Below are 20,810 nucleotides of genomic sequence, written 5' to 3' on the forward strand. Positions count from 1 at the left end.
CGTGGGGGCGGTGGGAGCGGGGCCGAACACGTGTACGAGGCTAGCCCGCACCGGGGACGCTACCGCCCCGCCACGCCGCGGGCGCCGCCGCGCGCGTGGGCGCGGGCGAGCTCCGCGAGCCGGCTACGGGGCACGGCGCGGCCGGCCTCGCCGAGCCGGGTGCCCGCACGGCCCCGCCACAGCTGGCACAGCGCGAGCGCGGCCGCGTCCGCGGCGTCGGCCGGCCTCGGCGCGGCCTCGAGCCCCAGGATGCGGGCGACCATGACGCCGACCTGGGCCTTGTCCGCACGCCCGCTGCCGGTGACCGCCGCCTTGACCTCCGACGGGGTGTGGGTGGCGACGTCGAGCCCGACCTGGGCCGCGGCCAGCATGACTACCCCCGCGGCCTGCGCGGTCCCCATGACGCTGCGGACGTTGTGCTGGGCGAAGACGCGCTCGACCGCCACGACGTCGGGACGGTGCTCGGCGATGAGCGCCGTCACGGCCCGGTGCACGCCGGCGAGGCGGTCCGCGACCTCCGCGGCCGGGTCGGTGCGGACGACGTCGGCGTGGACGAGGACCGCCCGGCCCCCGGGCGCGGCGTCGAGCACGGCCACCCCGCACCGGGTGAGCCCCGGGTCCACTCCGAGCACGCGCACGCCCCCAGCGTGCCCGAGCGCGGCCGTGGCAGACCGGTCCGGCGGTGGCGTGTCGCGACGCGCCGCCCCGCTCAGCCGACGGGCTCGAGCTCCGCCATCACCTCGTCGGAGATGTCGAAGTTGGCGTACACGTTCTGCACGTCGTCGCTGTCCTCGAGCGCCTCGATGAGCCGGAACACCTTCGCGGCCTGCTCGGCGTCGAGCGGCACCTGCGTCGCGGGGACGAAGCTCGCCTCCGCCGAGTCGTAGTCGATGCCCGCGTCCTGCAGCGCGGTGCGGACGGCGACGAGGTCGGTCGCCTCGCTCAGCACCTCGTAGGTGTCGCCGTGGTCGTTGACCTCCTCGGCACCGGCGTCGAGGACCGCGGCGAGGACGTCGTCCTCCGTCAGGCCGCCGTTCTGGTCCTTGGAGACGGTCACGACGCCCTTGCGGGTGAAGAGGAACGACACGCTGCCCGGGTCGGCCATGGTCCCGCCGTTGCGCGTGACGGCGACGCGGACGTCGCTCGCGGCGCGGTTGCGGTTGTCGGTGAGGCACTCGATGAGGATCGCGACGCCGCCCGAGGCGTAGCCCTCGTACATGATCGTGGCGTAGTCGGCACCGCCGGCGTCCTCGCCGGAGCCGCGCTTGACCGCCCGGTCGATGTTGTCGTTGGGGACCGAGGACTTCTTCGCCTTCTGGATGGCGTCGTACAGGGTCGGGTTGCCCGCGGGGTCTCCCCCGCCGGTGCGCGCCGCGACCTCGATGTTCTTGATGAGCTTCGCGAAGAGCTTCCCGCGCCGCGCGTCGACCACGGCCTTCTTGTGCTTGGTCGTCGCCCACTTGGAGTGACCCGACATGGCGTGCCTCCTTACCGTCCGTCGTGCGGTGCCGGTGCCGCCGCCCGCGTGGCGACGGCGCGCACGAACGCCCGGTGCACGCGGTCGTCCCCGGACAGCTCCGGGTGGAACGCGGTGGCGACGAGCGGCCCCTGCCGCACCGCGACGATCCTATCGTCCTGCTCGCCGGCCCCCGGCTCGCCGCGGTCCGTCGCCCCGGCAGCGGCGCCCGGCAGCCGCGCGAGGACCTCGACCCCCGGCCCGACCGAGACGACCTGCGGCGCGCGGATGAAGACGGCGTGCACCGGCCCGCCGTCGACGCCGGTGACGTCGAGCGCGCACTCGAAGCTGTCGACCTGTCGCCCGAAGGCGTTGCGACGAACGGTCATGTCGATGCCGCCGACCGTCTCCTGGCCGGCGGCGCGGTCCTCGAGCCGGTCGGCGAGCAGGATGAGCCCGGCGCACGAGCCGAGGACGGGCATGCCCCCCGCGACGCGCTCCCGCAGCGGGCCCATGAGGTCGAACGCGCGCAGCAGCCGGTGCATGGCCGTGGACTCCCCGCCGGGCAGCACGAGGGCCTCGACGTCGTCCAGCTCACGCTCGCGGCGGACCAGCGTGACCGCGGCTCCGCAGCGCTCGAGGGCGGCCGCGTGCTCCGCGACATCCCCCTGCACGCTCAGCACTCCCACGCGGGTCGCGTGCGACCCTTGTGAGGTGGCGTTCGCGGTGTTCTGCACGATTGTCGCTCTCCTGGTCGGCGGGGTCGTGCTGCTGCTGCGCCCGGGTACGCAGCTGCTCGTGGAGCTGACGCTGGGCCAGGACGCACCGCCGGTGTCCGACCTGCGCCTGCTGGCCGGCACCGGCGTCGCCGCCGTCGTGGTGGTGGGCGGCGGCACCGTCGCCCTGCTCGGCTGGTCCGCGCTCGTCCCGCTGCTCGTCGCCGCGGCCGTGGGGGCGGTCGGCGCCGTGGCCGCGGGGCGGGCGCTGGAGCGCCCCGAGGTGCGCCGGAGGCTCGTGCGGGCGGAGCTGCGCGCCGCCCGCCGCGTCACCAGCCTCGTTCGGCGAGCCGGTGAGGAGCTGGCAGCTCGTCGACGTTGATCCCGACCATCGCGTCGCCGAGGCCGCGGGAGACCTTGGCGACGACGTCGGGGTCGTCGTGGAAGGTCGTCGCCTTGACGATGGCGGCGGCGCGGGCGGCGGGGTCGCCGGACTTGAAGATGCCGGAGCCGACGAAGACGCCGTCGGCGCCGAGCTGCATCATCATCGCGGCGTCCGCCGGGGTGGCGATGCCGCCCGCTGTGAAGAGCACGACCGGCAGCCGGCCGGCCTCGGCGACCTCGCGGACGAGCGGCAGCGGGGCCTGCAGCTCCTTGGCCGCGACGTAGAGCTCGTCGGGGCGCATGGCCGACAGTCGGCGGATCTCCGCCCCGATCGTGCGCATGTGGGTGGTGGCCTGGCTGACGTCGCCGGTGCCGGCCTCGCCCTTGGACCGGATCATGGCCGCGCCCTCGGAGATGCGCCGCAGCGCCTCCCCCAGGTTGGTGGCGCCGCAGACGAAGGGGACGGTGAAGCCCCACTTGTCGATGTGGTGGGAGTAGTCGGCGGGTGAGAGCACCTCGGACTCGTCGACGTAGTCCACGCCGAGGCTCTGCAGGACCTGCGCCTCGACGAAGTGGCCGATTCGCGCCTTGGCCATGACGGGCACGGAGACCGCGCCGATGATCCGCTCGATCATGTCGGGGTCGCTCATGCGGGCGATGCCGCCCTGCGCGCGGATGTCGGCGGGCACGCGCTCCAGCGCCATGACGGCCACGGCGCCGGCGTCCTCGGCGATGCGGGCCTGCTCCGCGTCGACGACGTCCATGATGACGCCGCCCTTGAGCATGTCGGCCATGCCGCGCTTGACGAGGTCGGTGCCGGTCGCGCGCCCGGGGGCGCCGGAGGGGTCGCTGCTGCTCACCCCGCCATGGTAGGAGCGTCGCGCACCCGGTCGGGACGGTGGCCGGTTCAGCCGGTCGTCGCCTCGTCCGCGCTGAACCTCGGCGCGGTCGGCACCGGGGCCGGGGCGTCGCTCGGCGCCACGACGCCGGGCTGGGGCGGCGGCGTGTCGTCCTCGCCGCTCAGCAGTCCGCACCCGCCCAGCGCGGCTGCCAGCACGGCGGCGACGACGAGCGCGGCCGCCGGTCGCGCCGTCGTCCGCTTCCGCAAGGTGCTCGGCTCCACGGGTCGAACGCTAGCGACCGGCCGGTGGTGGTGAGGGTGACGCGAGCCCGGGTGCGAACGTGTCGCACGGCGGGCCCTGCCGGGACGCGTGACCGGACGGGTCAGCTGGGACCTACGAGGGCGGAACCACGTGCGGCGGGGCTGCGACCGGGAGCGAGTACCGATGAGGGGTCCTCGTCCGCGACACCCTCCAGAACCTGGCCCCGTGGCGCTTCCAGGCGGGCGGCAACCAGGTGTCGCAGGGCTACACCACGGCCTGGATGGTCGACTCGACCACCCCCCCGACGCATCTGAAGACCTCAGCGGCCATGCTGTCCCGCACGACGTTGACGCACCCGGTCTCGCTAGCCAAGGCCGCGTGCAACGGCTGCCTAGAGTGCCGTCTATGAGCTCCGGCGACAGGACCGAAAAGCTGCGGCGGGGGCTGCGGGCCTCGCGGCTGTACCTCGCCCTCGCTCTGGCCTTCACGCTGGCTGCGGTGGGCTGGCTGCTTGTCGCCGTCGCCGAGCCGGCGACGCCGCGCTTCGCTGTGCCGGCCGGGTGGCAAGCAGTGACTCTGCCTCCCGGCTTCCCGCACCCGGGGGAGGCGGAGGGCTGGTACTGCACTCCCGATGCTGAGATCAACGCCACGAAACTCGAATGCATCGTTGCTCCGGACGGCGAGGCTGTCGCTGGGTCGGTGGCTGAGGCTGAGCCGTCGGACGCGACGGGTGGGGAGAACTGGACGGCCGTCGTTGTCGCCGGCTCGGCAGCTGTGGCAGCGCTGGCCGCTGCAGTGCAGGCGGTCGTCGCGGTCCGCCGACGTGAAGCCTAGAAGCGATCGCTGGCACAAGGGCCTGCTCAACCCTCTCGCGAGCGCGCTTAGGGCCCCGGCTCCAGGCGGTCCCGCAGCCGCCGGAGCGAAGCAACGATCTCCTGAAGGGGTACCTCCACTGTCGCCTCGTCTGTACGCATGCGAACCACGCTCGTCCCGAGAGCGGCCAGGGCCCTGTCGTCGAGGAGCGCCGCCCGCGACTCCAGCATCGGGGCCATCTGAGCGGCGATCAGGTCTGGGGTGACCGGAACCGCGGCGCCCTCGACCTCCAAGGTGTCCGAGTCGTCTGCGATCCGCACGGTCTGCAGAATGCGTAGCTGCTCGCGGCTGAAGTTCTGTGCCGCGAGGGCAGCCGCGAGACGGCGGTCCGCCTCTGCTCTGCTCATCGTCGGCCGCATGGGTTCGAGGTCTGATCCCTCCCCCTCGGCCGGCTGCTCGAGCTGCTGCGCGACATCTACTGCCGCTGTCCGGTCGGAGGTCGGCTCCGGTGTTGCCAGGTGCAGACGCGACCGGACGCGCGCGTGGGCAGTGTGCAGCACCGGGACGACTCGTGTGCGCCACCAGCGGGCGACGTACGGAGACGCCTTCGCAGCCGCGAGCGCGGCACCCAGCACCGCCAGGGCCGCCAGGACATGCGCGGCCTCCTCGGCGAGGTCCGTATCGGCATCGTCGGCTGTGCGGTCGGTAGCCGCGTCGTACAGGCCTGAGGGGGGCACGCTGGGGTCCTCGTAGAGCTCGTGTTCGTCCGGCTCTGGATCTCGCAGGACGGCATGCCCGGCGAGGTGACGCTCACCGTCTCGCGTCAAGGGGCTGTAGTGGCCGGGCGCCTCGTGGGACTGCGACAGCGTGGTCCCGTCGTCCCACTCGACGACCATCAGCTTCTTCGGCACAGGCGCACCCTTCGTGTCCGCGTCGATGGGCGGCGGCGCACTTGCGCGCGCTCCTCACTGTCGGGGCTCACCGTACGACGACACGTCCGGCTGCGGCGCGGAAGCTGCAGCGGATGGCTGATGACAACTGGAACATCGACGCCGAAGTAGCGAACCAGGTGGGCCGGGGCACGTCACACCTGAGCGGCCGTGGTCACCTTCCCCGGCTGACCATCCCGCACCGGCGCGCGTCCCGCGCGACCATCCGCTTACGGGCACCGATGCGGGCTGGCTTGGCCTCGCACCAGCGGAGAGGGCTTATGCCTTGAACGGGTCGAAGCGGCGACGCCGCCGCAGGCGCCAAGGAATCAGGCTGAAGGCGCCGGTATTGAAGGGCTTCCCCTCCAGGGGGTAGACGCGCAATCTGGGCTCACCCAGCCAACCGATGGTTTCGACCCGGCCGAGCAGCGTCATGTGCAGCACCTCTCGCAGGTACGCCCCCCCCCTCTGATCCCCGGGTGATTACCCGCCCACTTTCACTGCCCCGGCGGCCGCTCGTGGCACGATGCCGACCGCAGGTCACGGTCGTAGCACGCGCCGCAACGCCGACACGCACGGCCGCGGCAGGAGGAGCAGTCTGTGTGGGGGAAGAAGAAGCGGGCCGAGGCGAACGATGACCCGGCGCCAGGCTGGGATGCCATCGGCGAGGCGCTTCGAGCCCAGGGTCTTCACGACCCGGTGCACCTCAGCACGGGTCATCTGCCCGACCAGGACGGCGCTTACGCCCTCGACGCCTACCGAACGCGCGACGGCTACCTCCTGATGACGCTCGGCCTGTCCGAGCTGTTCGGGAAGGTCTCGGACGACCCCGACGTCAGCGGGTGGGGGCTGGAGTTGACGATGCGTGTCCCAAGGGACGGCGACGAGCCGCCCCAGAGGGCACTGAAGCTGCTGCTCAAGCTCTCGGAGTACATCTACGGCCAGGGTCGCCCGCTGCTACCGGGGCACCGGATGAGCCCGGGCGGTCCCATCACCGGTTCCGATGACACCCGTCTGACCGCCCTCGCCTTCGCACAGGACCCGGTGATGGGTCCCCTGCGAACGCCCAACGGAACTGTGGACTTCGTGACCGTCGTCGGCATCACCGAGGACGAGCTCGAGCGGATGAAGCGGAGCAGCACCGAGGCGGTCCTTACCGAACTTCGAGCCGCCGACCCCTTGCTGGTGACCTCCCCCGCGAGGTGAGGTCGAGCCGACACGAGACCCGGCTGTCATCTCAGCGTGGGCTGCGGTCCCCCCGCTGCGTCGCGGCTGTCGCGGTTGCCCCGCTGGTGTAGCTGGGGGCGCCCGGCGCCCTGCTCAGCAGCTCTGCGTAGCAGTCGGTGGTAAGCACCGACGTCGTCCTGGTTGTTCAGGTGTAGGCGCGCGAGGCCGAGCAGAAGGTCCGTGCGGCGGGCGTTGCGGAGGCTGAAGGAGCGCTGCTCGAACAGTCCTCGCAGGCTGGCGCTGGCGGCCTCGGCGCCGGCGGTGGAGTAGTGCGCCGGAAGCAGGTGCCGGTACTCGACCTGCTTGGCGATGGCCGGGTCCAGCCGGCGTACCCACTCCGCCGCGCCGCCGCCCAGGCTGCCGGCCGCGTCCCGGAACTCCTCCCAGGCCTCGGGTCTGCGGAAGGCCGTGTCCAGTCGTCGCATCCAGCGGCCCTGCGGTGCTCCCGCCTGCTGCGCCGTGAGCGCGGCCGCGGCGCGCTGGCGCAGGTGGTGCTCGCACAGCAGCAGGAACGGCGCACCCGCAGGGAGCACCAGCGGGGTGGGACCGGGCTGGTCTGGCGACCGGGGTGTGGGCACCCGCTGTGCGGCTGGCCGCCCTGCCCGGACCCGACCCGCTTGGGCGGGGGCGAGGCGCGCTGGCGGCGTCACGGCGGCTGGCCACATGGTGCGGACCGCGGCATCCACGGCGTGGTTGTCGTCGGAGACGATGCTGAGCGGCGCCGCCGGGAGGTGCAGGCCGTGGAGCAGGTCAAGGTAGTCGGTGTGCTGGACCGTGGGGCTGGCATGCACGCCCCACACCCGACGAGCACCCGCCTCCGTGTAGCCGTACGCGACGAGCACGGCGAACTCCCGCCGGCGAACGCCCGTCCGGGTGTTCGTCCACCAGAAGTCGGTCGAGTCCAGGACGAGGGTCTCGGGCTGCTCGGTCTCCCGCAGCGCGTCCAGGACGACGGGTGCCCACACGTCGACCCACTCCGCCACCATCTGGCCGGCGCTGTCGTGCGGCATCGGGTCACGCCCGGCCGCGACCCGGGCCCGCTGCGCCGCCCGCGCGTAGCTGACACCCCGCCCGACGGCGACGAGGGCTTCGGCGATGAGGTGCAGGCGGTGCTGGTAGCCCCGCGATACGACCGACCCAGCGTGAACGTCGACGGCGCTGTCGCAGACCTCGCACACGCCGCCATGACCGCGCTGACGGGGCAGGACCGGCGTGAACCGATGCCACTGGCCGTCGGGGTCGGAGCAGCGGTAGCGCTGGCGGACGGGTCCGCGGCCGTACGTCCCGTCCCGGCTGACCCGGAACCCAGCAGCGGGGTCGTGGCCTGCCCGGGGGCACGGCGGCGCACCCACCAAAGGAGGTCGGGGCACGTCACCCACGATGCCGCCGCCAACGCACCCAGCAGTGACCAACGCCCCGGCCTCATCCGAGAGGCGTAGTCACCCCGCGATCAGAGGGGGGGTACGCCACGGCCTCGGCGTCCCCCCAGCCACAGTAGAAGCCCGCTCCGCCCACGGCCCCTGCCACCTCGTCGTCTCCGACGAGCACGAGGGTCACTTCCGCGGCTGAGCGACAGCGGGGCGTGACCCTTACTTCCCACAGGTCGTCCGTGACCTGACTTCGGCGCACGTCGGCAGCACCCGCGGCGTGCCGCTCCACGAGTTCAAGCGCGAGGTCGAGCAGATCTGCATCCCCCTGGCTGGGCTTCACGTCGGCCACGGCCAGCATCGTCCACCAACAAGTCGAACCATGGGGCACGGGCGAAACGCCGCCGCCGGCCCCCCTACACGGGAGCCCCAGTGCAGGATCGTCTTCCGGTCAGTCGGCGGGGACGGGTGGTTCATGGGCTCCCAAGTCCTCGGCAATCTGCTATCAGAAGTGATATCGTTGCGGCATGTCCGACGTGCTGATTCGCGACGTCCCTGGCGACGACCTCGACCTGATCCGCTCCACCGCGGCCGGGTTGGGGGTGTCGCTGCAGAGCTATCTGCGCAGCGCCGTCCAGGCCCAGGCCACGTACCTACGGCGACAGCAGACCCTCGCTGACCTGAACCAGAGGCTGGCCGGCAAGCCCTCGGTTGAGGAGGACGACAGGACGGCGGTGCTGGACGGTCTCACCTCCGACGAGGCGGAACGTGCAGGAGACCTGTTGGACCGCGGTAGCAGCGACCAGGCGCCATGATCGTCGCCGCCTCGGTCGTCATCGACGCCGTTGCAGACCCCGGGCCGCGCGGCGTCGCAGCCCGGACTGCCCTCGCCGACCAACCAGCAGCCGAGAAGTTGAGCTCTCCCGGGCACCTCGCCTTTGAGGTGTTGTCCGGCCTGTGTGCAGCAGCCAACCGCCCGAGCCACCCGCTCCAGGCCGAGGACGTCGAGCGGGCACTGCATGACGCCGAGGCGCTGGGCATCGCCATCGACGCCACACCATGGGCAGACGTCCACCGTGCATGGCAGCTTGCCCAGGGCTCGATCCGCTACGCCGATGCCGTCTATGTCGCTGCGGCCGAACGGCTGCAGACGCCGCTTCTCACCGCTGACGCACGGATTCAAGGCTCCGGCGCTCAGGTCGGCTGCACCATCGTCACGGTTGCGCCGCAGCCAGGTCCTTCTTGATCAATGCCGCCCCGTTCGTCTCAGTTCCGGATCGTCAGCCGGGATACCGACGGACGGTGCTGACCTGGGTTCTCGCCTGCGCATCAGCCCAGGACGCTGAGCCCACCCCCGCGCGACGACGCGTATAGTACCGTTTGTTGTACGACTTCAGGAGGAGCCATGTCTGTCACCGCCAGCCACGCTCGCGCGCAGCTGTTCCCCCTCATCGAACAGGTCAACGAGGACATGGAAGCAGTGGAGATCGTCTCGAAGAAGGGCACCGCGTTCCTGGTTCCCGCCGAGGTCTACCGCTCGCTTCTCGAGACCAGCTACCTGCTGCAGTCCCCGTCGAACGCGGAGCACCTGCGCGCCAGCCTCGCCGAGGCGCACGCGGGTGAGGTGGCCCCCCGCGAGCTGCTCCAGGGGTGATCCGCTTCACCTCGCGCGGCTGGGCGGACTACACCTCCTGGGCAGACGACCGGAAGACGCTGCGACGCATCAACCGTCTCCTCGAGGAGGCCACGCGCGACCCGGGCGCCGGCGTGGGCAAGCCTGAACGGCTGTCCGGGGACCTGTCGGGGTGCTGGTCCCGGCGCATCGACCAGGAGCACCGCCTCGTCTACACCGTCACCGACGGCGAGATCGTGGTCGTCGCGGCTCGCTACCACTACTGACCAGCACTGTTGTGCGCGCCCGGGCCCACGACCGTGCGGCGCAGCAGGGACGGCATCACAGTCGTCGTCCCGCACGACGCTCCCTGAGCGGCGACGTGGTGGCGCCCCCGCTGCTGCGCGACGCGGTCTCGGCCACCGCGTTGGCGGACGCGGTGCCCGTGTGACCAGATGTGAGTCGGCTCGCCTGGTCGACATCGCAGCCGCCATCTCTCGCTGCCTGGCCTACCGCGCCCACGCGGAACCCCACCAGACGCTCGAGCGGGTCTGAGCCGACGCGACCCCAGGCTCAGCGGAGCTCGTCTCCGTTGGGATCCGCCGTACAGATCCTCTGTCCCCTCGACCACCGGCCACCGGCACACCCCGGCCGACCGTGGTGAGCCCCGACGCACGAAGAAGGCGGCGGTCCACCGGCAGCTGCGGGCCGAGCGCGACCCGAGAGTGCCGAGCCACCGTCGTGTCGATGCCTCGGGACACCCGACCCTGCCGGACGTAGCCGACCGGGTACGCGCGGAGCAGGGTGCTCCGGGCCTGGGCCTGCTGGCCGTGGGGCAAGGACGCCGGAGACGTCACCGGGTACTGGGGGTCTGATCGGGTCCCGCCACGGCTCGCAGGACGGGCCCGGGCTGGCCTTCGAGCTGTCGAGGCGGGTGCACGGGTCCCGTCTCGGACCTCGGGGAATGCATCGGCACGCCCGGACGCTGTCGCCCCTGGTCGTCCAGTTCCGTGTGTCGTGTTTCTCCACGTCCCCGGTAGCAGTGCGGCGGTCGTCCGGCCTCGACAAGGGGGTTGCGACGCCGCCGTGTGGGTCGGCCGGTCCCGCACGGTGCGGGACCGACACCCGTGAGGAGTGGTTCGCATGGCACAGGGAACAGTCAAGTGGTTCAACGCCGAGAAGGGCTTCGGCTTCATCACCCCCACCGACGGCGGCGCTGACCTCTTCGTCCACCACAGCGAGATCGACGCCCAGGGCTACCGCAGCCTGGACGACGGTCAGACCGTGGAGTTCGAGGTCGGCCAGGGCCAGAAGGGCCCGCAGGCCCAGGGCGTCCGCCCCGTCTGACCACAGCCCCGTCGTGCGCGCGGGCCTCGTCTAGGCCCGACCCGCACAGCTCGACCGGAGCCCGCCCGCCCCCCTCCGGGGCAGGCGGGCTCCGCCGCGTCCGACGGCCGCACGGCCCGGTCTGCCCGGCCCGAGGGATCCTGCTGCGGCTCGTGCCCCGGCAGCGGACCATGAGGCGCATGACGTCGCGCGTGCTCACCCCGTGGCTCGGTCGCGCCCGACGACGGAAGTCGGTCGCAGCGACCGGCGAGGACGTCGCCGCCGGGTCGACTGCCGTCACCCGGGTCCTCGACCACGACTCGACGGAGGTGCGGGCCCTGCTGGCGGAGTGCCTTGCGTCCGCGCCTGCCGCTGACGTCACGGGGGTGCTGCGGGTCGCGCACGCGGCCATCGCGTCGCGGGTCCGGCCGGTGTACGCCGTCGACGACCTGCAGGCGGCCAGCCGCACCCTGCGGCTGGGGCGGGGCTCCTGCTCGCAGCGGCTGGCCCTGCTCGAGGCCGTGGCCCGGTCGGCGGGCGTGCCGACGCGGTCGCGCGGCCTGCTGCTGGACGGTCGCTTCTGGTACCCGAGGTTCCCCGGCCTGCGAGGCGTCGTCCCCGACGAGGTCGTCCTGGCGTGGCCGGAGCTCCGCGTCGACGGCACCTGGCTCGACCTCTCCGCCGTGCTCTCGGGCCCGGGCGGGTCCGCGGGAGGCGACGACGGCCGGCCGTTCACCAACGCCGGCGAGGAGACCCTCTTCGAGGCCGTCGGCCGTGGCGGTGCCCGCTGGGACGAGGCCCCGGGGTCGGCCTCGGACGCTCACGACGAGCCCCACGTCGGGTGCGACACGTGCAGCCTCTCGCGCTGGGTCCTGGCCGAGCTCGGCCGGTACGACACGCGTGAGGAGCTGTTCGCGGTCCACGGCCAGACCCTCTGCTGGCCCGCCCGCACCGCGGCGGGGCCCGTCCTCTCCCGGTGGTCGGCGGGCGCAGCCGGGCCATGACGACCGCCCGATTGTTCGTCGTGGTCGGCCGGGTGGCCGGGTCCGGGCTTGGGTCCCGCCACGCCGGCCGGACCGGCGGGCCGTCCACCGCGGCCCCTCCTCGCACGCCTCCGTCCACCGCCTCGGCCGCGGGGCGGCGCCCCAGCGCGGTTGACGGGCGAGCCCGGAGACCCCCGCCCCGCGCCACCGAGTGTCAGCCGGTTGCGGCACCCTTCCCGACGGCTCGGAGGTCGACCTCCCCAGGGCCAGCTGACCCGCACGGGCGCCTCGTGCAGGCCACATGAACCGACCGCAACGACCGAGGGAGACCACATGTCCCGTCAGGACGAGTCGCGCCCGAGAGCGGCCGCCGCTGCCCGCCCGCACGTCGTCAAGCCGCTGTCGACGGAGACCTTCCCGGCCTGGCTCGCGCTGGCGCAGAAGCACAACGGCGTCTGGGGCGGCTGCTACTGCTCGTACTTCCACGGTGACACCGACGGGACCGTGAAGGCCGAGCACGACCGGGCGACGTTCAAGGAACGGCTCGTGGCGGAGGGGGTCGCGCACGCCGCGCTCGTCCTCGACGGCGACGCCGCCATCGCGTGGTGCCAGTACGGCAGCCCCGTCGAGCTGCCGAACATCTACCACCGCAAGCAGTACGACGCCGGGGAGACCCGCCCGGCGCCGTGGCGCATCACCTGCTTCTTCGTCGACCGCGACCACCGGCGCTCCGGCGTGGCCCGGGAGGCGCTGGACGGCGCCCTCGACCTGATCGCGCGGGCCGGCGGGGGTGAGGTGGTGTCCTTCCCGAACGAACCGGCCCCCGGCAAGCGCACGTCCTCCTCGTTCCTGCACAACGGCACCCGAGCCATGTTCGAGAAGGCCGGCTTCACCTTCGAGCGCCGCATCGGCACGAGCAAGACCGTGATGCGCAGGACGGTTCCCGACCTCCGCGGCTGAGCCCCCTCCACCGACCCCGACGGCTACGCGGTCACCGGCCACGACGCCGGCTGAGGGTCGGGCCCGCCCGTCGCGGCCCCGGGCGCACGGACGGTGGTGTCGGCGTCGTCGAGCTCGACGAGCGCGCGGCCGCCGCGACGGGCGCGGTCGTTGACGACCTCCCGCACCTCGCGCAGCCGCGTGGTCGCCACGACCGCACCCGCCCGGACCACGGCCGGCAGCCGGGGGTCCCGGCACAGCGCTGTGGCGCGGTTGTGCGCGTCGAGGGCGAGCGCGCCGTCGGCTCGTCCCGCCTCGGCCTCCTCGCGCGCCAGGCCGCCGGCCTCGGCGAGAAGGCGGAGCACGTGCCCGTCGTCGTCGTGCAGACCCACCGCGAGCGCCGCGCGCGCGAGGTCCCGCACCGCCGCGGCCCGCCGACCCAGCTCCTCGGCCACGAGGACCCGGCCGTCGGGGTCGTGACGGAGCCGGACCGCGAGGTCGTACGCGTGCTCCCACCGCTCGACGACCACCGGCCAGTCGAAGTCACGCGCCCGGGTCGCCGCCGCGCGGTCCCGAGCCGGACCGCGCAGCAGCACCCGGACGACGGCGTCGGCGAGGGCGCCGGGCTCCCCCGGGGGCACGAGCGTTCCCGTCCCGGCGAGGACGTCGCGGAAGGCGGGCAGGTCGGAGGCGACGACCGCCGTGCCGACCGACATGGCCTCGACGAGGACGAGGCCGAAGCTCTCCCCGCCACGGTGGGGGGCGACGAGCACGTCGGCGCCGGCCACGAGGCGGCGCTTCTCCCCCTCCCCTACCGCCCCGACCGCGCTCGCGCCGGGCGGCAGACCCCCTGCGGCCCCACCACGTGGTCCGACCACGACGAGCCGGGCCCCGGGTACGCGCGAGCGCACCCCCGGCCACGCGGCGAGGAGCACGTCGACACCCTTGCGCGGCTCGTCGGCCCGGCCGACCACCACGGCGGTCGGTGGCCCGGCCCGCTGCCGCGGGGTGCGCGCCCACCCGCCGACGTCGACGCCGTTCGGCACCACGAGCGCGCTGCGCCCCAGGTGGTCGACGACCGTGCGCCGGGCGTGCTCGCTGACGGCGCTCAGCACGTCGACGCCCCGCAGCACCGCCCCGACGTGCCGGGCCGCGCCCCGCAGGGCCCGGGACCGCCCGGCCGGTCCCGGGGCGATGCTCACGTGGACGGTGGCCGCCACCGCCGGCCGCGATCCGCCGGCCCGCGCGAGCCGGCGCAGGGCGGAGTGGCCGATGCCCGGCGGGACCGGCTCGTGGACGTGCACGACGTCGAAGCCGCCGTCGGCGGCCCAGTCGGCCGCCTCCGCCCGCGCCGCGGGTCCGACGGCCAGCCGCGCGGTCGAGCCGTTGGTGGGGACCGCGACCACCCGCCCGGCGTCACGGACGGCGACCCCCTCGGCGACGCCGGCCACGGCCCCGGGCCCGGACCGCGGGCCGAGCACCTCGACACGGTGCCCGCGGGCCGCGAGCGCCCCGGCGAGCCCGAGCACCTGCTCGCGGACCCCGCCGGGCACGTCGAGGTCGTACGGGCACAGCAGGCCGACGGCGAGCCGCCCGGCCGGCGGCGCGGCCGCGCTCACGGGCCCGCCGCCGCGTCGGACGCGTCCGGTCGGGGCTCGACGTCGGCGGCGAACACCCGCTGGAGCATGTGCCAGTCGGCCGGCGTGCCGCGGATGCTCTCCCCCAGCGCGTGGGCGACCTGTGCCGTGGCCCGACGGACGGTCTCCGGGGCGTCGTCGGGCACCTCGACGGCGTCGTGGAACCGGATGCGCAGCCCGTAGCCGGACGGCGAGCGGTGGTCCGGGCGGTACGTGAGCCCGACGGGCAGCAGCAGCGCGCCGGTCCGGCCGGCGAGCACGGCCGGCCCCGCCGCGAGGTGGGCCGGCTCGCCCAGCAGGTCGACGGCGACCCCGCGCCGCGAGAGGTCCCGGTCGGCCAGCAGGCACACGAGCCCGCCACGACGCAGCTCGGCGAGCAGGGTCGCGGTGACCTCCGGATCGTCGTGGGCGAGCACCCGGATGCCGAGCGCCTGCCGGTAGCGGACGAAGCGGTCGTAGACGCTCGCCGGGCGCAGCCGCTCCGCGACGGTCGTCACGGGGGCCAGCACGTGGTGCGCCCAGGCCCCGGCGTGGTCCCAGTTGCCGAGGTGGGCGAGCGCGACGACCGCGCCGCGCCCGCTCGCAACCGCCTCCGGCAGCAGGTCCGGGCCCTCGGTGGTGACGGTGCCGACGACACGCTCGCGGTCCCAGTCCTGCAGGCGGAAGGCGTCGCACCAGTAGCGCAGGTAGGACCGGACGGCCTCGCGCACGAGCGGCTCCGGCACCTGTCCTCCCGGCAGCGCCCGCGCCAGGTTGGCCCGCAGGCGGCGGACACCGCGGCCGTCGCGGCGGGCGACGAGGTCCGCGACGGCGTCGGCGAGCCGGTACGCCGTGGCCTCCGGCAGCAGCCGCACGACCCGCCACGCGAGCAGGTACCCCCAGGCGCCGACGCGCTCGGACAGCCGCGCGCCCGGGGAGCGCCCGCGACCGGGACCGGTGCGGCTCACCGTCCGGCGGGCAGGTCGCTCGGGTCGACCGCGGGCGAGGAGCCGAGCGCTCGCCGGACGCGCGCGGCGCGCTGCGCGGTGGTGACGAGGCTCGCGAGCAGCAGGAGGGCGAGGACGGCGTGCAGCACGACCACCGGCACCCCGAGCGCCTGCACCGACCACGTCGCGGTGATGCCGAGGGCGAGCCGGTCGCCGCGCTCGGCGAGCCCGTTGTCGGCCGCGACGCCCATGCTCTCGGCCTTCGCGCGGGCGTACGGCACGAGCGCGCCGGCCCCCACGACGAGGACCGCGAGCACGAGCCCGACCGTGTCGCCCTGGAGGTGGAACCAGATGGCGAGCGCGCCGAAGATGCTCGCGTCGGCGACCCGGTCGAGCGTGGAGTCGAGGAACGCGCCCCAGCGGGTGCTGCGGCCCGACAGCCGGGCGACCGTCCCGTCGAGGCTGTCGAACATCGCGAAGCCGAAGAGCAGCCACGCCCCCAGCTCCAGCCGGCCGGCCGGCCACAGCGCGAAGGCGGTGACGACGACCCCGACGGTGCCGACCACCGTCACGGCGTCGGGGCCGACCCCGAGCGCCACGAGGCCGCGGCCGGGGACGGTCATGACGGCTCGCACGGTCCCCCGCAGCCGTCGGGCTAGCACGCGCCCTCCCACGCCTCGGCGAGCATGCGCCGGGTGTCGGCGAGCAGGACGGGCACGGCCTTGGTCTGCGCGACGATCGGCAGGAAGTTGCTGTCGCCGCCCCAGCGCGGGACGACATGCTGGTGCAGGTGCGCGGCGACCCCGGCGCCCGCGACCGGGCCCTGGTTCATGCCGAGGTTGAACCCGTGCGGGGACGACACCTCGCGGAGCACCCGCATGGCCGAGCGGGTGAGCGAGGCGACGCCGGCGACCTCGTCGTCGGTGAGGTCCGTGTAGTCCGCGACGTGGCGGTAGGGGCACACGAGCAGGTGCCCGGGGTTGTACGGGTAGAGGTTGAGCACGGCGAAGGCGTGCTCTCCGCGCGCCACGACGAGGCCGTCGGCGTCGCTCAGGGTCGGCGCGCGGCAGAACGGGCACTGCTGCTCGGAGTCGTCGCCGGGCTTGTTCTCCCCCGCGAGGTACGCCCACCGGTGCGGCGTCCACAGCCGCTCGAAGCCGTCGGAGACGCCGGCGAGCGAGCCGGGGTCGACCGCACCCCCGCCCGGGGCGGGTCCGGCCGGCTCCTCCGGGGGCACGCCGCTCAGACCTGCACCCGCGTGCGGATCGCCTCGACGACCCGGGCGACGGCGGCGTCGACGGGGACGCCGTTCTCCTGCGAGCCGTCGCGGAAGCGGAACGACACCGACCCGGCGCCCATGTCGTCGTCGCCGGCGATGAGCAGGAACGGCACCTTCTGCTTCGTGTGCGTGCGGATCTTCTTGGGCATGCGGTCGTCGGACGCGTCGACCTCCACGCGCACCCCCTCCGCCCGCAGCCGCGCCGCGACCTCGCGGAGGTACGGCACGTGCTCGTCGGTGACGGGGATGCCGACCACCTGGACGGGAGCCAGCCACGGGGGGAAGGCACCGGCGTAGTGCTCGGTGAGCACGGCGAAGAACCGCTCGATCGAGCCGAACAGCGCCCGGTGGATCATGACGGGTCGCTGCCGGGTGCCGTCGGCGGCCTGGTACTCCAGCTCGAAGCGCTCGGGCAGGTTGAAGTCGAGCTGGATCGTCGACATCTGCCACGTGCGGCCGATGGCGTCGCGGGCCTGCACGGAGATCTTGGGGCCGTAGAACGCGGCGCCGCCTGGGTCCGGGACGAGGTCGAGGCCGGAGGCGGTGGCGACCTCCTCCAGCGTGCGGGTCGCCTCCTCCCACGTCGCGTCGTCGCCGACGGACTTGTCCGGGTTGCGGGTCGACAGCTCGAGGTAGAAGTCGTCGAGGCCGTAGTCCTTGAGCAGCTGCAGCACGAAGGTGAGCAGGCTCGCGAGCTCGCCCTTCATCTGGTCCCGGGTGCAGAAGATGTGGGCGTCGTCCTGGGTGAAGCCGCGCGCGCGGGTCATGCCGTGCACGACGCCGGACTTCTCGTAGCGGTACACCGTGCCGAACTCGAACATCCGCAGCGGGAGCTCGCGGTACGACCGGCCGCGGCTGCGGAAGATCAGGTCGTGCATGGGGCAGTTCATGGGCTTGAGGTAGTAGTCCTGCGCCTGCTTGCGGACGGTGCCGTCGGCGGCGCGCTCCTCGTCCATCTGCATGGGCGGGTACATGCCCTCGGCGTACCAGTCGAGGTGACCGGAGGTCTGGAACAGCGCGGCCTTGGTGATGTGCGGGGAGTAGACGAAGTCGTAGCCCGCCTCCTCGTGCCGGCGCCGGGAGTAGTCCTCCATCTCGCGCCGGACGATGCCGCCCTTGGGGTGGAAGACGGCGAGGCCGGAGCCGATCTCGTCGGGGAAGCTGAACAGGTCGAGGTCGACCCCGAGGCGGCGGTGGTCGCGCCGCTCGGCCTCCGCGAGGCGCTCGGTGTAGGCGGTGAGCTCCTCCTTGGTCGGCCAGGCCGTGCCGTACACCCGCTGCAGCTGCGGGTTCCTCTCGCTGCCGCGCCAGTAGGCGGCGGCGGTGCGCATGAGCTTCCACCCGTTGGCGAGCACGCGGGTGCTCGGCACGTGCGGGCCGCGGCACAGGTCCTTCCACGCGACCTCGCCGCCGCGGCGGACGTTGTCGTAGATGGTGAGCTCGGCCCCGCCGACCTCGGCGTCGGCGCCCTCGACCGCGCCGGCGGCGTCCGGGCCCTTGAGTCCGATCAGCTCGAGCTTGTACGGCTCGGCGGCGAGCTCGGCGCGGGCCTCGTCCTCGGTGACGACGCGGCGGCGGAAGGTCTGCCCCTCCTTGACGATGCGCTGCATCGTCTTCTCCAGCGCCTTGACGTCGTCCGGGGTGAACGGCTCGGCGACGTCGAAGTCGTAGTAGAAGCCGTCGCGGACGGGCGGGCCGATACCGAGGCGCGCGTCCGGGCGCAGCTGCTGGACGGCCTGCGCGAGCACGTGCGCCGCGGAGTGCCGGAGCACGGCCAGACCCTCCTCGCTCGCGGTGGTGACGGCCTCGACCTGCTCGCCGCCGGCGAGGGGGTGGTCGAGGTCGCGGAGGACCCCGTCGACGCGCGCGACCACGACGTCCTTGGTCAGGGTGCCGGCCGCCTCGAGCGCCTCGGCGGCGGTCGCGGGGGTCGCGGCGGGGGCGGGCTCGGTCATGGGCGCAACGGTAGTGGCGACGGACGGGCCGTCCTCGCCCGCGGTCGGTGACAGGACGGTGCCGCGCCGCGTGGGGTCATACCGGGGGCATACGCCGGTTCACGACGGGTCCGGTCCGGCCCACACCTGGTCGACCCGCTCGTCGGCCGGCTCGTCGGCCGGCTCGTCGGCCGGCCCGTGGTCCGGTTCGTCGGCCCCGGCCCCGGCCCCGGCCTCGGCGACGGCGGCCAGCAGGCCCTCGCCGTAGGTGGCGAGCTTCGCCTCTCCGACGCCGCTCACCTGCCGCAGCTCCTCGACGGTCCCTGGCCGCAGGGTCGCCACCTCGCGCAGCGTCGCGTCGTGGAACACGACGTAGGCCGGCACGCCCCGCTCCTTCGCCGCCTGCGCCCGCCACGCCCGCAGCCGCTCGAACACCTCCTGCGCGCCGGCGGGCAGCGCCGGCTGCTCGGCCCCGGACCGACCGCCGCGCGAGCGGGCGCGACCGCCGCTGGGCGGCTGCTCACGCCGCAGCAGCACCTGCCGGTCGCCGCGCAGGACCGGCCCGCTCGCCTCGGTGAGGCCGAGGACGCCGTACTCCCCCGTCACCCCCAGCACGCCCTGCGCGAGCAGCTGCCGCACCACCCCGCGCCACGCGGGCTCGCTCAGGTCCGCACCGATGCCGAAGGTGCTGAGGCGGTCGTGGCCGTGCTGGGCGACCTTCGCGGTGTCGCGCCCGAGCAGGATGTCGATCGACTGGCCCGCCCCGAAGGCCTGCCCCCGCTCCCGCTGCAGGCGCAGGACCGTCGACAGCAGCTTCTGCGCCGCGACGGTCCCGTCCCACGTCTCCGGCGGCTCCAGGCACGTGTCGCAGTTGCCGCACGGCCCCGTCTGCTCGCCGAAGTACGCGAGCAGCTGCACGCGACGGCACGTGGCCGTCTCGCACAGGGCGAGCATGGCGTCGAGGTGGGCCGCCATCGCCCGCCGCCGCACCTGGTCGGCGTCGGAGGTGTCGATCATGCGGCGCTGCTGCACGACGTCGGCGAGCCCGTAGGCGAGCCACGCCGTGGCGGGCAGCCCGTCACGGCCCGCACGGCCGGTCTCCTGGTAGTAGCCCTCGACGGACTTCGGCAGGTCGAGGTGGGCGACGAAGCGCACGTCGGGCTTGTCGATGCCCATGCCGAAGGCGATGGTCGCGACCATCACGACGCCGTCCTCGCGCAGGAACCGCCGCTGGTTCGCCGAGCGCGTCGCCGCGTCGAGGCCGGCGTGGTACGGCAGGGCCGGCACGCCGGCGTCCGCCAGCTGCTCCGCGACGCGCTCCACGGACGCGCGCGACAGGCAGTAGACGATGCCGGCGTCGCCGGGGTGCTCGGTACGCAGCAGGTCGAGCAGCTGCCGTCGGGGCTCGGCCTTGGGCACCACCCGGTAGCGGATGTTGGGCCGGTCGAAGCTCGCGACGAACTGGCGCGCGCCGCCGAGCTGCAGCCGCTCGACGATCTCCCGCCGTGTCTCGGCGGTGGCGGTGGCGGTCAGGGCGATGCGTGGCACGTCCGGCCAGCGCTCGTGGAGCACCGACAGGCCGAGGTAGTCGGGGCGGAAGTCGTGGCCCCACTGCGCGACGCAGTGCGCCTCGTCGATCGCGAAGAGGGAGATGCGCCCGCGGCCGAGCAGGTCGAGCACGTTCCGGCCGCGCAGCGCCTCGGGTGCGAGGTAGAGCAGGTCGAGCCCGCCGGTCACGAAGGCGTCCTCGACCGCCCGGCGCTCGTGCGGCTCGAGGGTGGAGTTGAGGAACCCCGCGCGCACGCCCGCGGTGCGCAGCGCCTCGACCTGGTCGTGCATGAGCGCGATGAGGGGGCTCACGACCACGGCCGTGCCGTCGCGCACGAGAGCCGGCACCTGGTAGCACAGCGACTTCCCGCCGCCGGTGGGCATGAGGACGAGCGCGTCGCCCCCGGCGACGACGTGCTCGACGACCTCGCGCTGGCCCGGACGGAACGCGTCGTAGCCCCACACGCGTCGCAGCACCTCGAGCGCGGCGCCGACGTCCGTCTCGACGTCCGGCTCGACCTCCGGGTCGGTCCCGGAGCCGGCCCCGGAGCCGGGCCGGCCGGCGAGGTCGGGGGCAGCGGGCTCGGCGGGCACCGGCCGAGTGTAGGGAGCGCCCCGACCCCGCCGGACG

25 protein-coding genes are annotated in these 20,810 nt (G+C 74.1%); 10 read left to right on the plus strand and 15 right to left on the minus strand.

The window, feature by feature from the left end; translation table 11 throughout:
• Positions 1–59: 59 nt before the first annotated feature.
• From WAA21_RS12685 to pdxT, 3 genes are all read right to left on the minus strand, one after another.
• Positions 60–638, minus strand: coding sequence for a crossover junction endodeoxyribonuclease RuvC (locus WAA21_RS12685; protein WP_336923179.1), 579 nt, complete (start codon positions 636–638; stop codon positions 60–62).
• Between the two features lie 71 nt (positions 639–709).
• The gene (locus WAA21_RS12690; protein WP_336923180.1) at positions 710–1,477 is read right to left on the minus strand and encodes a YebC/PmpR family DNA-binding transcriptional regulator; all 768 of its coding nucleotides are present in this window, start codon (positions 1,475–1,477) and stop codon (positions 710–712) included.
• 11 nt (positions 1,478–1,488) lie between these two features.
• Entirely contained in the window at positions 1,489–2,145 is a 657-nt protein-coding gene (pdxT, locus tag WAA21_RS12695; protein ID WP_336923181.1) for a pyridoxal 5'-phosphate synthase glutaminase subunit PdxT, read from the minus strand.
• 25 nt (positions 2,146–2,170) lie between these two features.
• Between pdxT and WAA21_RS12700 the strand changes: the two genes are divergently transcribed.
• Complete coding sequence (locus WAA21_RS12700; protein ID WP_336923182.1) at positions 2,171–2,554, plus strand: hypothetical protein; 384 nt, start codon at positions 2,171–2,173, stop codon at positions 2,552–2,554.
• Here WAA21_RS12700 and pdxS read toward each other — a convergent pair.
• On the minus strand, positions 2,502–3,416 hold the full coding sequence (gene pdxS, locus WAA21_RS12705; RefSeq protein ID WP_336923183.1) for a pyridoxal 5'-phosphate synthase lyase subunit PdxS: 915 nt from the start codon (positions 3,414–3,416) through the stop codon (positions 2,502–2,504). The genes WAA21_RS12700 and pdxS overlap by 53 nt on opposite strands.
• A gap of 47 nt (positions 3,417–3,463) precedes the next feature.
• Complete coding sequence (locus WAA21_RS12710) at positions 3,464–3,679, minus strand: hypothetical protein (protein ID WP_336923184.1); 216 nt, start codon at positions 3,677–3,679, stop codon at positions 3,464–3,466.
• Between the two features lie 385 nt (positions 3,680–4,064).
• Between WAA21_RS12710 and WAA21_RS12715 the strand changes: the two genes are divergently transcribed.
• Positions 4,065–4,493, plus strand: coding sequence for a hypothetical protein (locus tag WAA21_RS12715; RefSeq protein ID WP_336923185.1), 429 nt, complete (start codon positions 4,065–4,067; stop codon positions 4,491–4,493).
• 47 nt (positions 4,494–4,540) lie between these two features.
• Here the strand turns inward: WAA21_RS12715 and WAA21_RS12720 are convergent, their stop codons facing one another.
• Together WAA21_RS12720 and WAA21_RS12725 are read right to left on the minus strand one after the other, a co-directional pair.
• Positions 4,541–5,383 (minus strand): hypothetical protein, encoded by an 843-nt coding sequence (locus WAA21_RS12720; RefSeq protein ID WP_336923186.1) that lies wholly within the window; start codon positions 5,381–5,383, stop codon positions 4,541–4,543.
• A gap of 297 nt (positions 5,384–5,680) precedes the next feature.
• Positions 5,681–5,836, minus strand: coding sequence for a hypothetical protein (locus tag WAA21_RS12725; protein ID WP_336923187.1), 156 nt, complete (start codon positions 5,834–5,836; stop codon positions 5,681–5,683).
• Between the two features lie 165 nt (positions 5,837–6,001).
• On the opposite strand from WAA21_RS12725, the gene WAA21_RS12730 reads away from it, so the two are divergent.
• A complete protein-coding gene (locus WAA21_RS12730) occupies positions 6,002–6,607 on the plus strand; it encodes a suppressor of fused domain protein (protein WP_336923188.1) in 606 nt (201 codons plus the stop codon).
• Between the two features lie 26 nt (positions 6,608–6,633).
• Here the strand turns inward: WAA21_RS12730 and WAA21_RS12735 are convergent, their stop codons facing one another.
• Positions 6,634–7,638 (minus strand): hypothetical protein, encoded by a 1,005-nt coding sequence (locus WAA21_RS12735; protein WP_336923189.1) that lies wholly within the window; start codon positions 7,636–7,638, stop codon positions 6,634–6,636.
• A 412-nt stretch (positions 7,639–8,050) separates the two neighbouring features.
• Positions 8,051–8,347 (minus strand): hypothetical protein, encoded by a 297-nt coding sequence (locus WAA21_RS12740; RefSeq protein ID WP_336923190.1) that lies wholly within the window; start codon positions 8,345–8,347, stop codon positions 8,051–8,053.
• 175 nt (positions 8,348–8,522) lie between these two features.
• On the opposite strand from WAA21_RS12740, the gene WAA21_RS12745 reads away from it, so the two are divergent.
• From WAA21_RS12745 to WAA21_RS12775, 7 genes are all read left to right on the plus strand, one after another.
• The gene (locus tag WAA21_RS12745; protein WP_336923191.1) at positions 8,523–8,810 is read left to right on the plus strand and encodes a hypothetical protein; all 288 of its coding nucleotides are present in this window, start codon (positions 8,523–8,525) and stop codon (positions 8,808–8,810) included.
• Entirely contained in the window at positions 8,807–9,241 is a 435-nt protein-coding gene (locus tag WAA21_RS12750) for a PIN domain-containing protein (RefSeq protein ID WP_336923192.1), read from the plus strand. Before WAA21_RS12745 ends, WAA21_RS12750 begins: the two co-directional genes overlap by 4 nt.
• A 159-nt stretch (positions 9,242–9,400) precedes the next feature.
• Entirely contained in the window at positions 9,401–9,649 is a 249-nt protein-coding gene (locus WAA21_RS12755; RefSeq protein WP_336923193.1) for a type II toxin-antitoxin system Phd/YefM family antitoxin, read from the plus strand.
• Positions 9,646–9,894, plus strand: a complete 249-nt coding sequence (locus WAA21_RS12760) for a Txe/YoeB family addiction module toxin (RefSeq protein ID WP_336923194.1) — start codon at positions 9,646–9,648, stop codon at positions 9,892–9,894. The genes WAA21_RS12755 and WAA21_RS12760 overlap by 4 nt, the downstream gene beginning before the upstream one ends.
• A gap of 856 nt (positions 9,895–10,750) precedes the next feature.
• Positions 10,751–10,954: a cold-shock protein gene (locus WAA21_RS12765; RefSeq protein ID WP_336923195.1), complete on the plus strand. Its 204-nt coding sequence runs from the start codon at positions 10,751–10,753 to the stop codon at positions 10,952–10,954.
• 179 nt (positions 10,955–11,133) lie between these two features.
• Entirely contained in the window at positions 11,134–11,937 is an 804-nt protein-coding gene (locus tag WAA21_RS12770) for a transglutaminase domain-containing protein (protein WP_336923196.1), read from the plus strand.
• Between the two features lie 312 nt (positions 11,938–12,249).
• A complete protein-coding gene (locus tag WAA21_RS12775; RefSeq protein ID WP_336923197.1) occupies positions 12,250–12,876 on the plus strand; it encodes a GNAT family N-acetyltransferase in 627 nt (208 codons plus the stop codon).
• Between the two features lie 23 nt (positions 12,877–12,899).
• Here the strand turns inward: WAA21_RS12775 and WAA21_RS12780 are convergent, their stop codons facing one another.
• The 6 genes from WAA21_RS12780 to recQ all read right to left on the minus strand — a co-directional run bounded on the left by WAA21_RS12780 (position 12,900) and on the right by recQ (position 20,773).
• Positions 12,900–14,474 (minus strand): glycosyltransferase family 4 protein, encoded by a 1,575-nt coding sequence (locus WAA21_RS12780; protein WP_336923198.1) that lies wholly within the window; start codon positions 14,472–14,474, stop codon positions 12,900–12,902.
• Positions 14,471–15,439 (minus strand): phosphatidylinositol mannoside acyltransferase, encoded by a 969-nt coding sequence (locus WAA21_RS12785; RefSeq protein ID WP_336923199.1) that lies wholly within the window; start codon positions 15,437–15,439, stop codon positions 14,471–14,473. The genes WAA21_RS12780 and WAA21_RS12785 overlap by 4 nt, the downstream gene beginning before the upstream one ends.
• Entirely contained in the window at positions 15,436–16,092 is a 657-nt protein-coding gene (gene pgsA, locus WAA21_RS12790; protein ID WP_442893284.1) for a phosphatidylinositol phosphate synthase, read from the minus strand. Before pgsA ends, WAA21_RS12785 begins: the two co-directional genes overlap by 4 nt.
• On the minus strand, positions 16,074–16,655 hold the full coding sequence (locus tag WAA21_RS12795; protein WP_442893285.1) for an HIT family protein: 582 nt from the start codon (positions 16,653–16,655) through the stop codon (positions 16,074–16,076). The genes pgsA and WAA21_RS12795 overlap by 19 nt, the downstream gene beginning before the upstream one ends.
• 5 nt (positions 16,656–16,660) lie before the next feature.
• On the minus strand, positions 16,661–18,652 hold the full coding sequence (gene thrS, locus WAA21_RS12800; RefSeq protein WP_336923201.1) for a threonine--tRNA ligase: 1,992 nt from the start codon (positions 18,650–18,652) through the stop codon (positions 16,661–16,663).
• Between the two features lie 99 nt (positions 18,653–18,751).
• On the minus strand, positions 18,752–20,773 hold the full coding sequence (gene recQ, locus WAA21_RS12805) for a DNA helicase RecQ (RefSeq protein ID WP_442893286.1): 2,022 nt from the start codon (positions 20,771–20,773) through the stop codon (positions 18,752–18,754).
• Positions 20,774–20,810: the final 37 nt, after the last annotated feature.

The organism is Aquipuribacter sp. SD81, from assembly GCF_037153975.1.
Taxonomy (GTDB): Bacteria; Actinomycetota; Actinomycetes; order Actinomycetales; family JBBAYJ01; genus Aquipuribacter.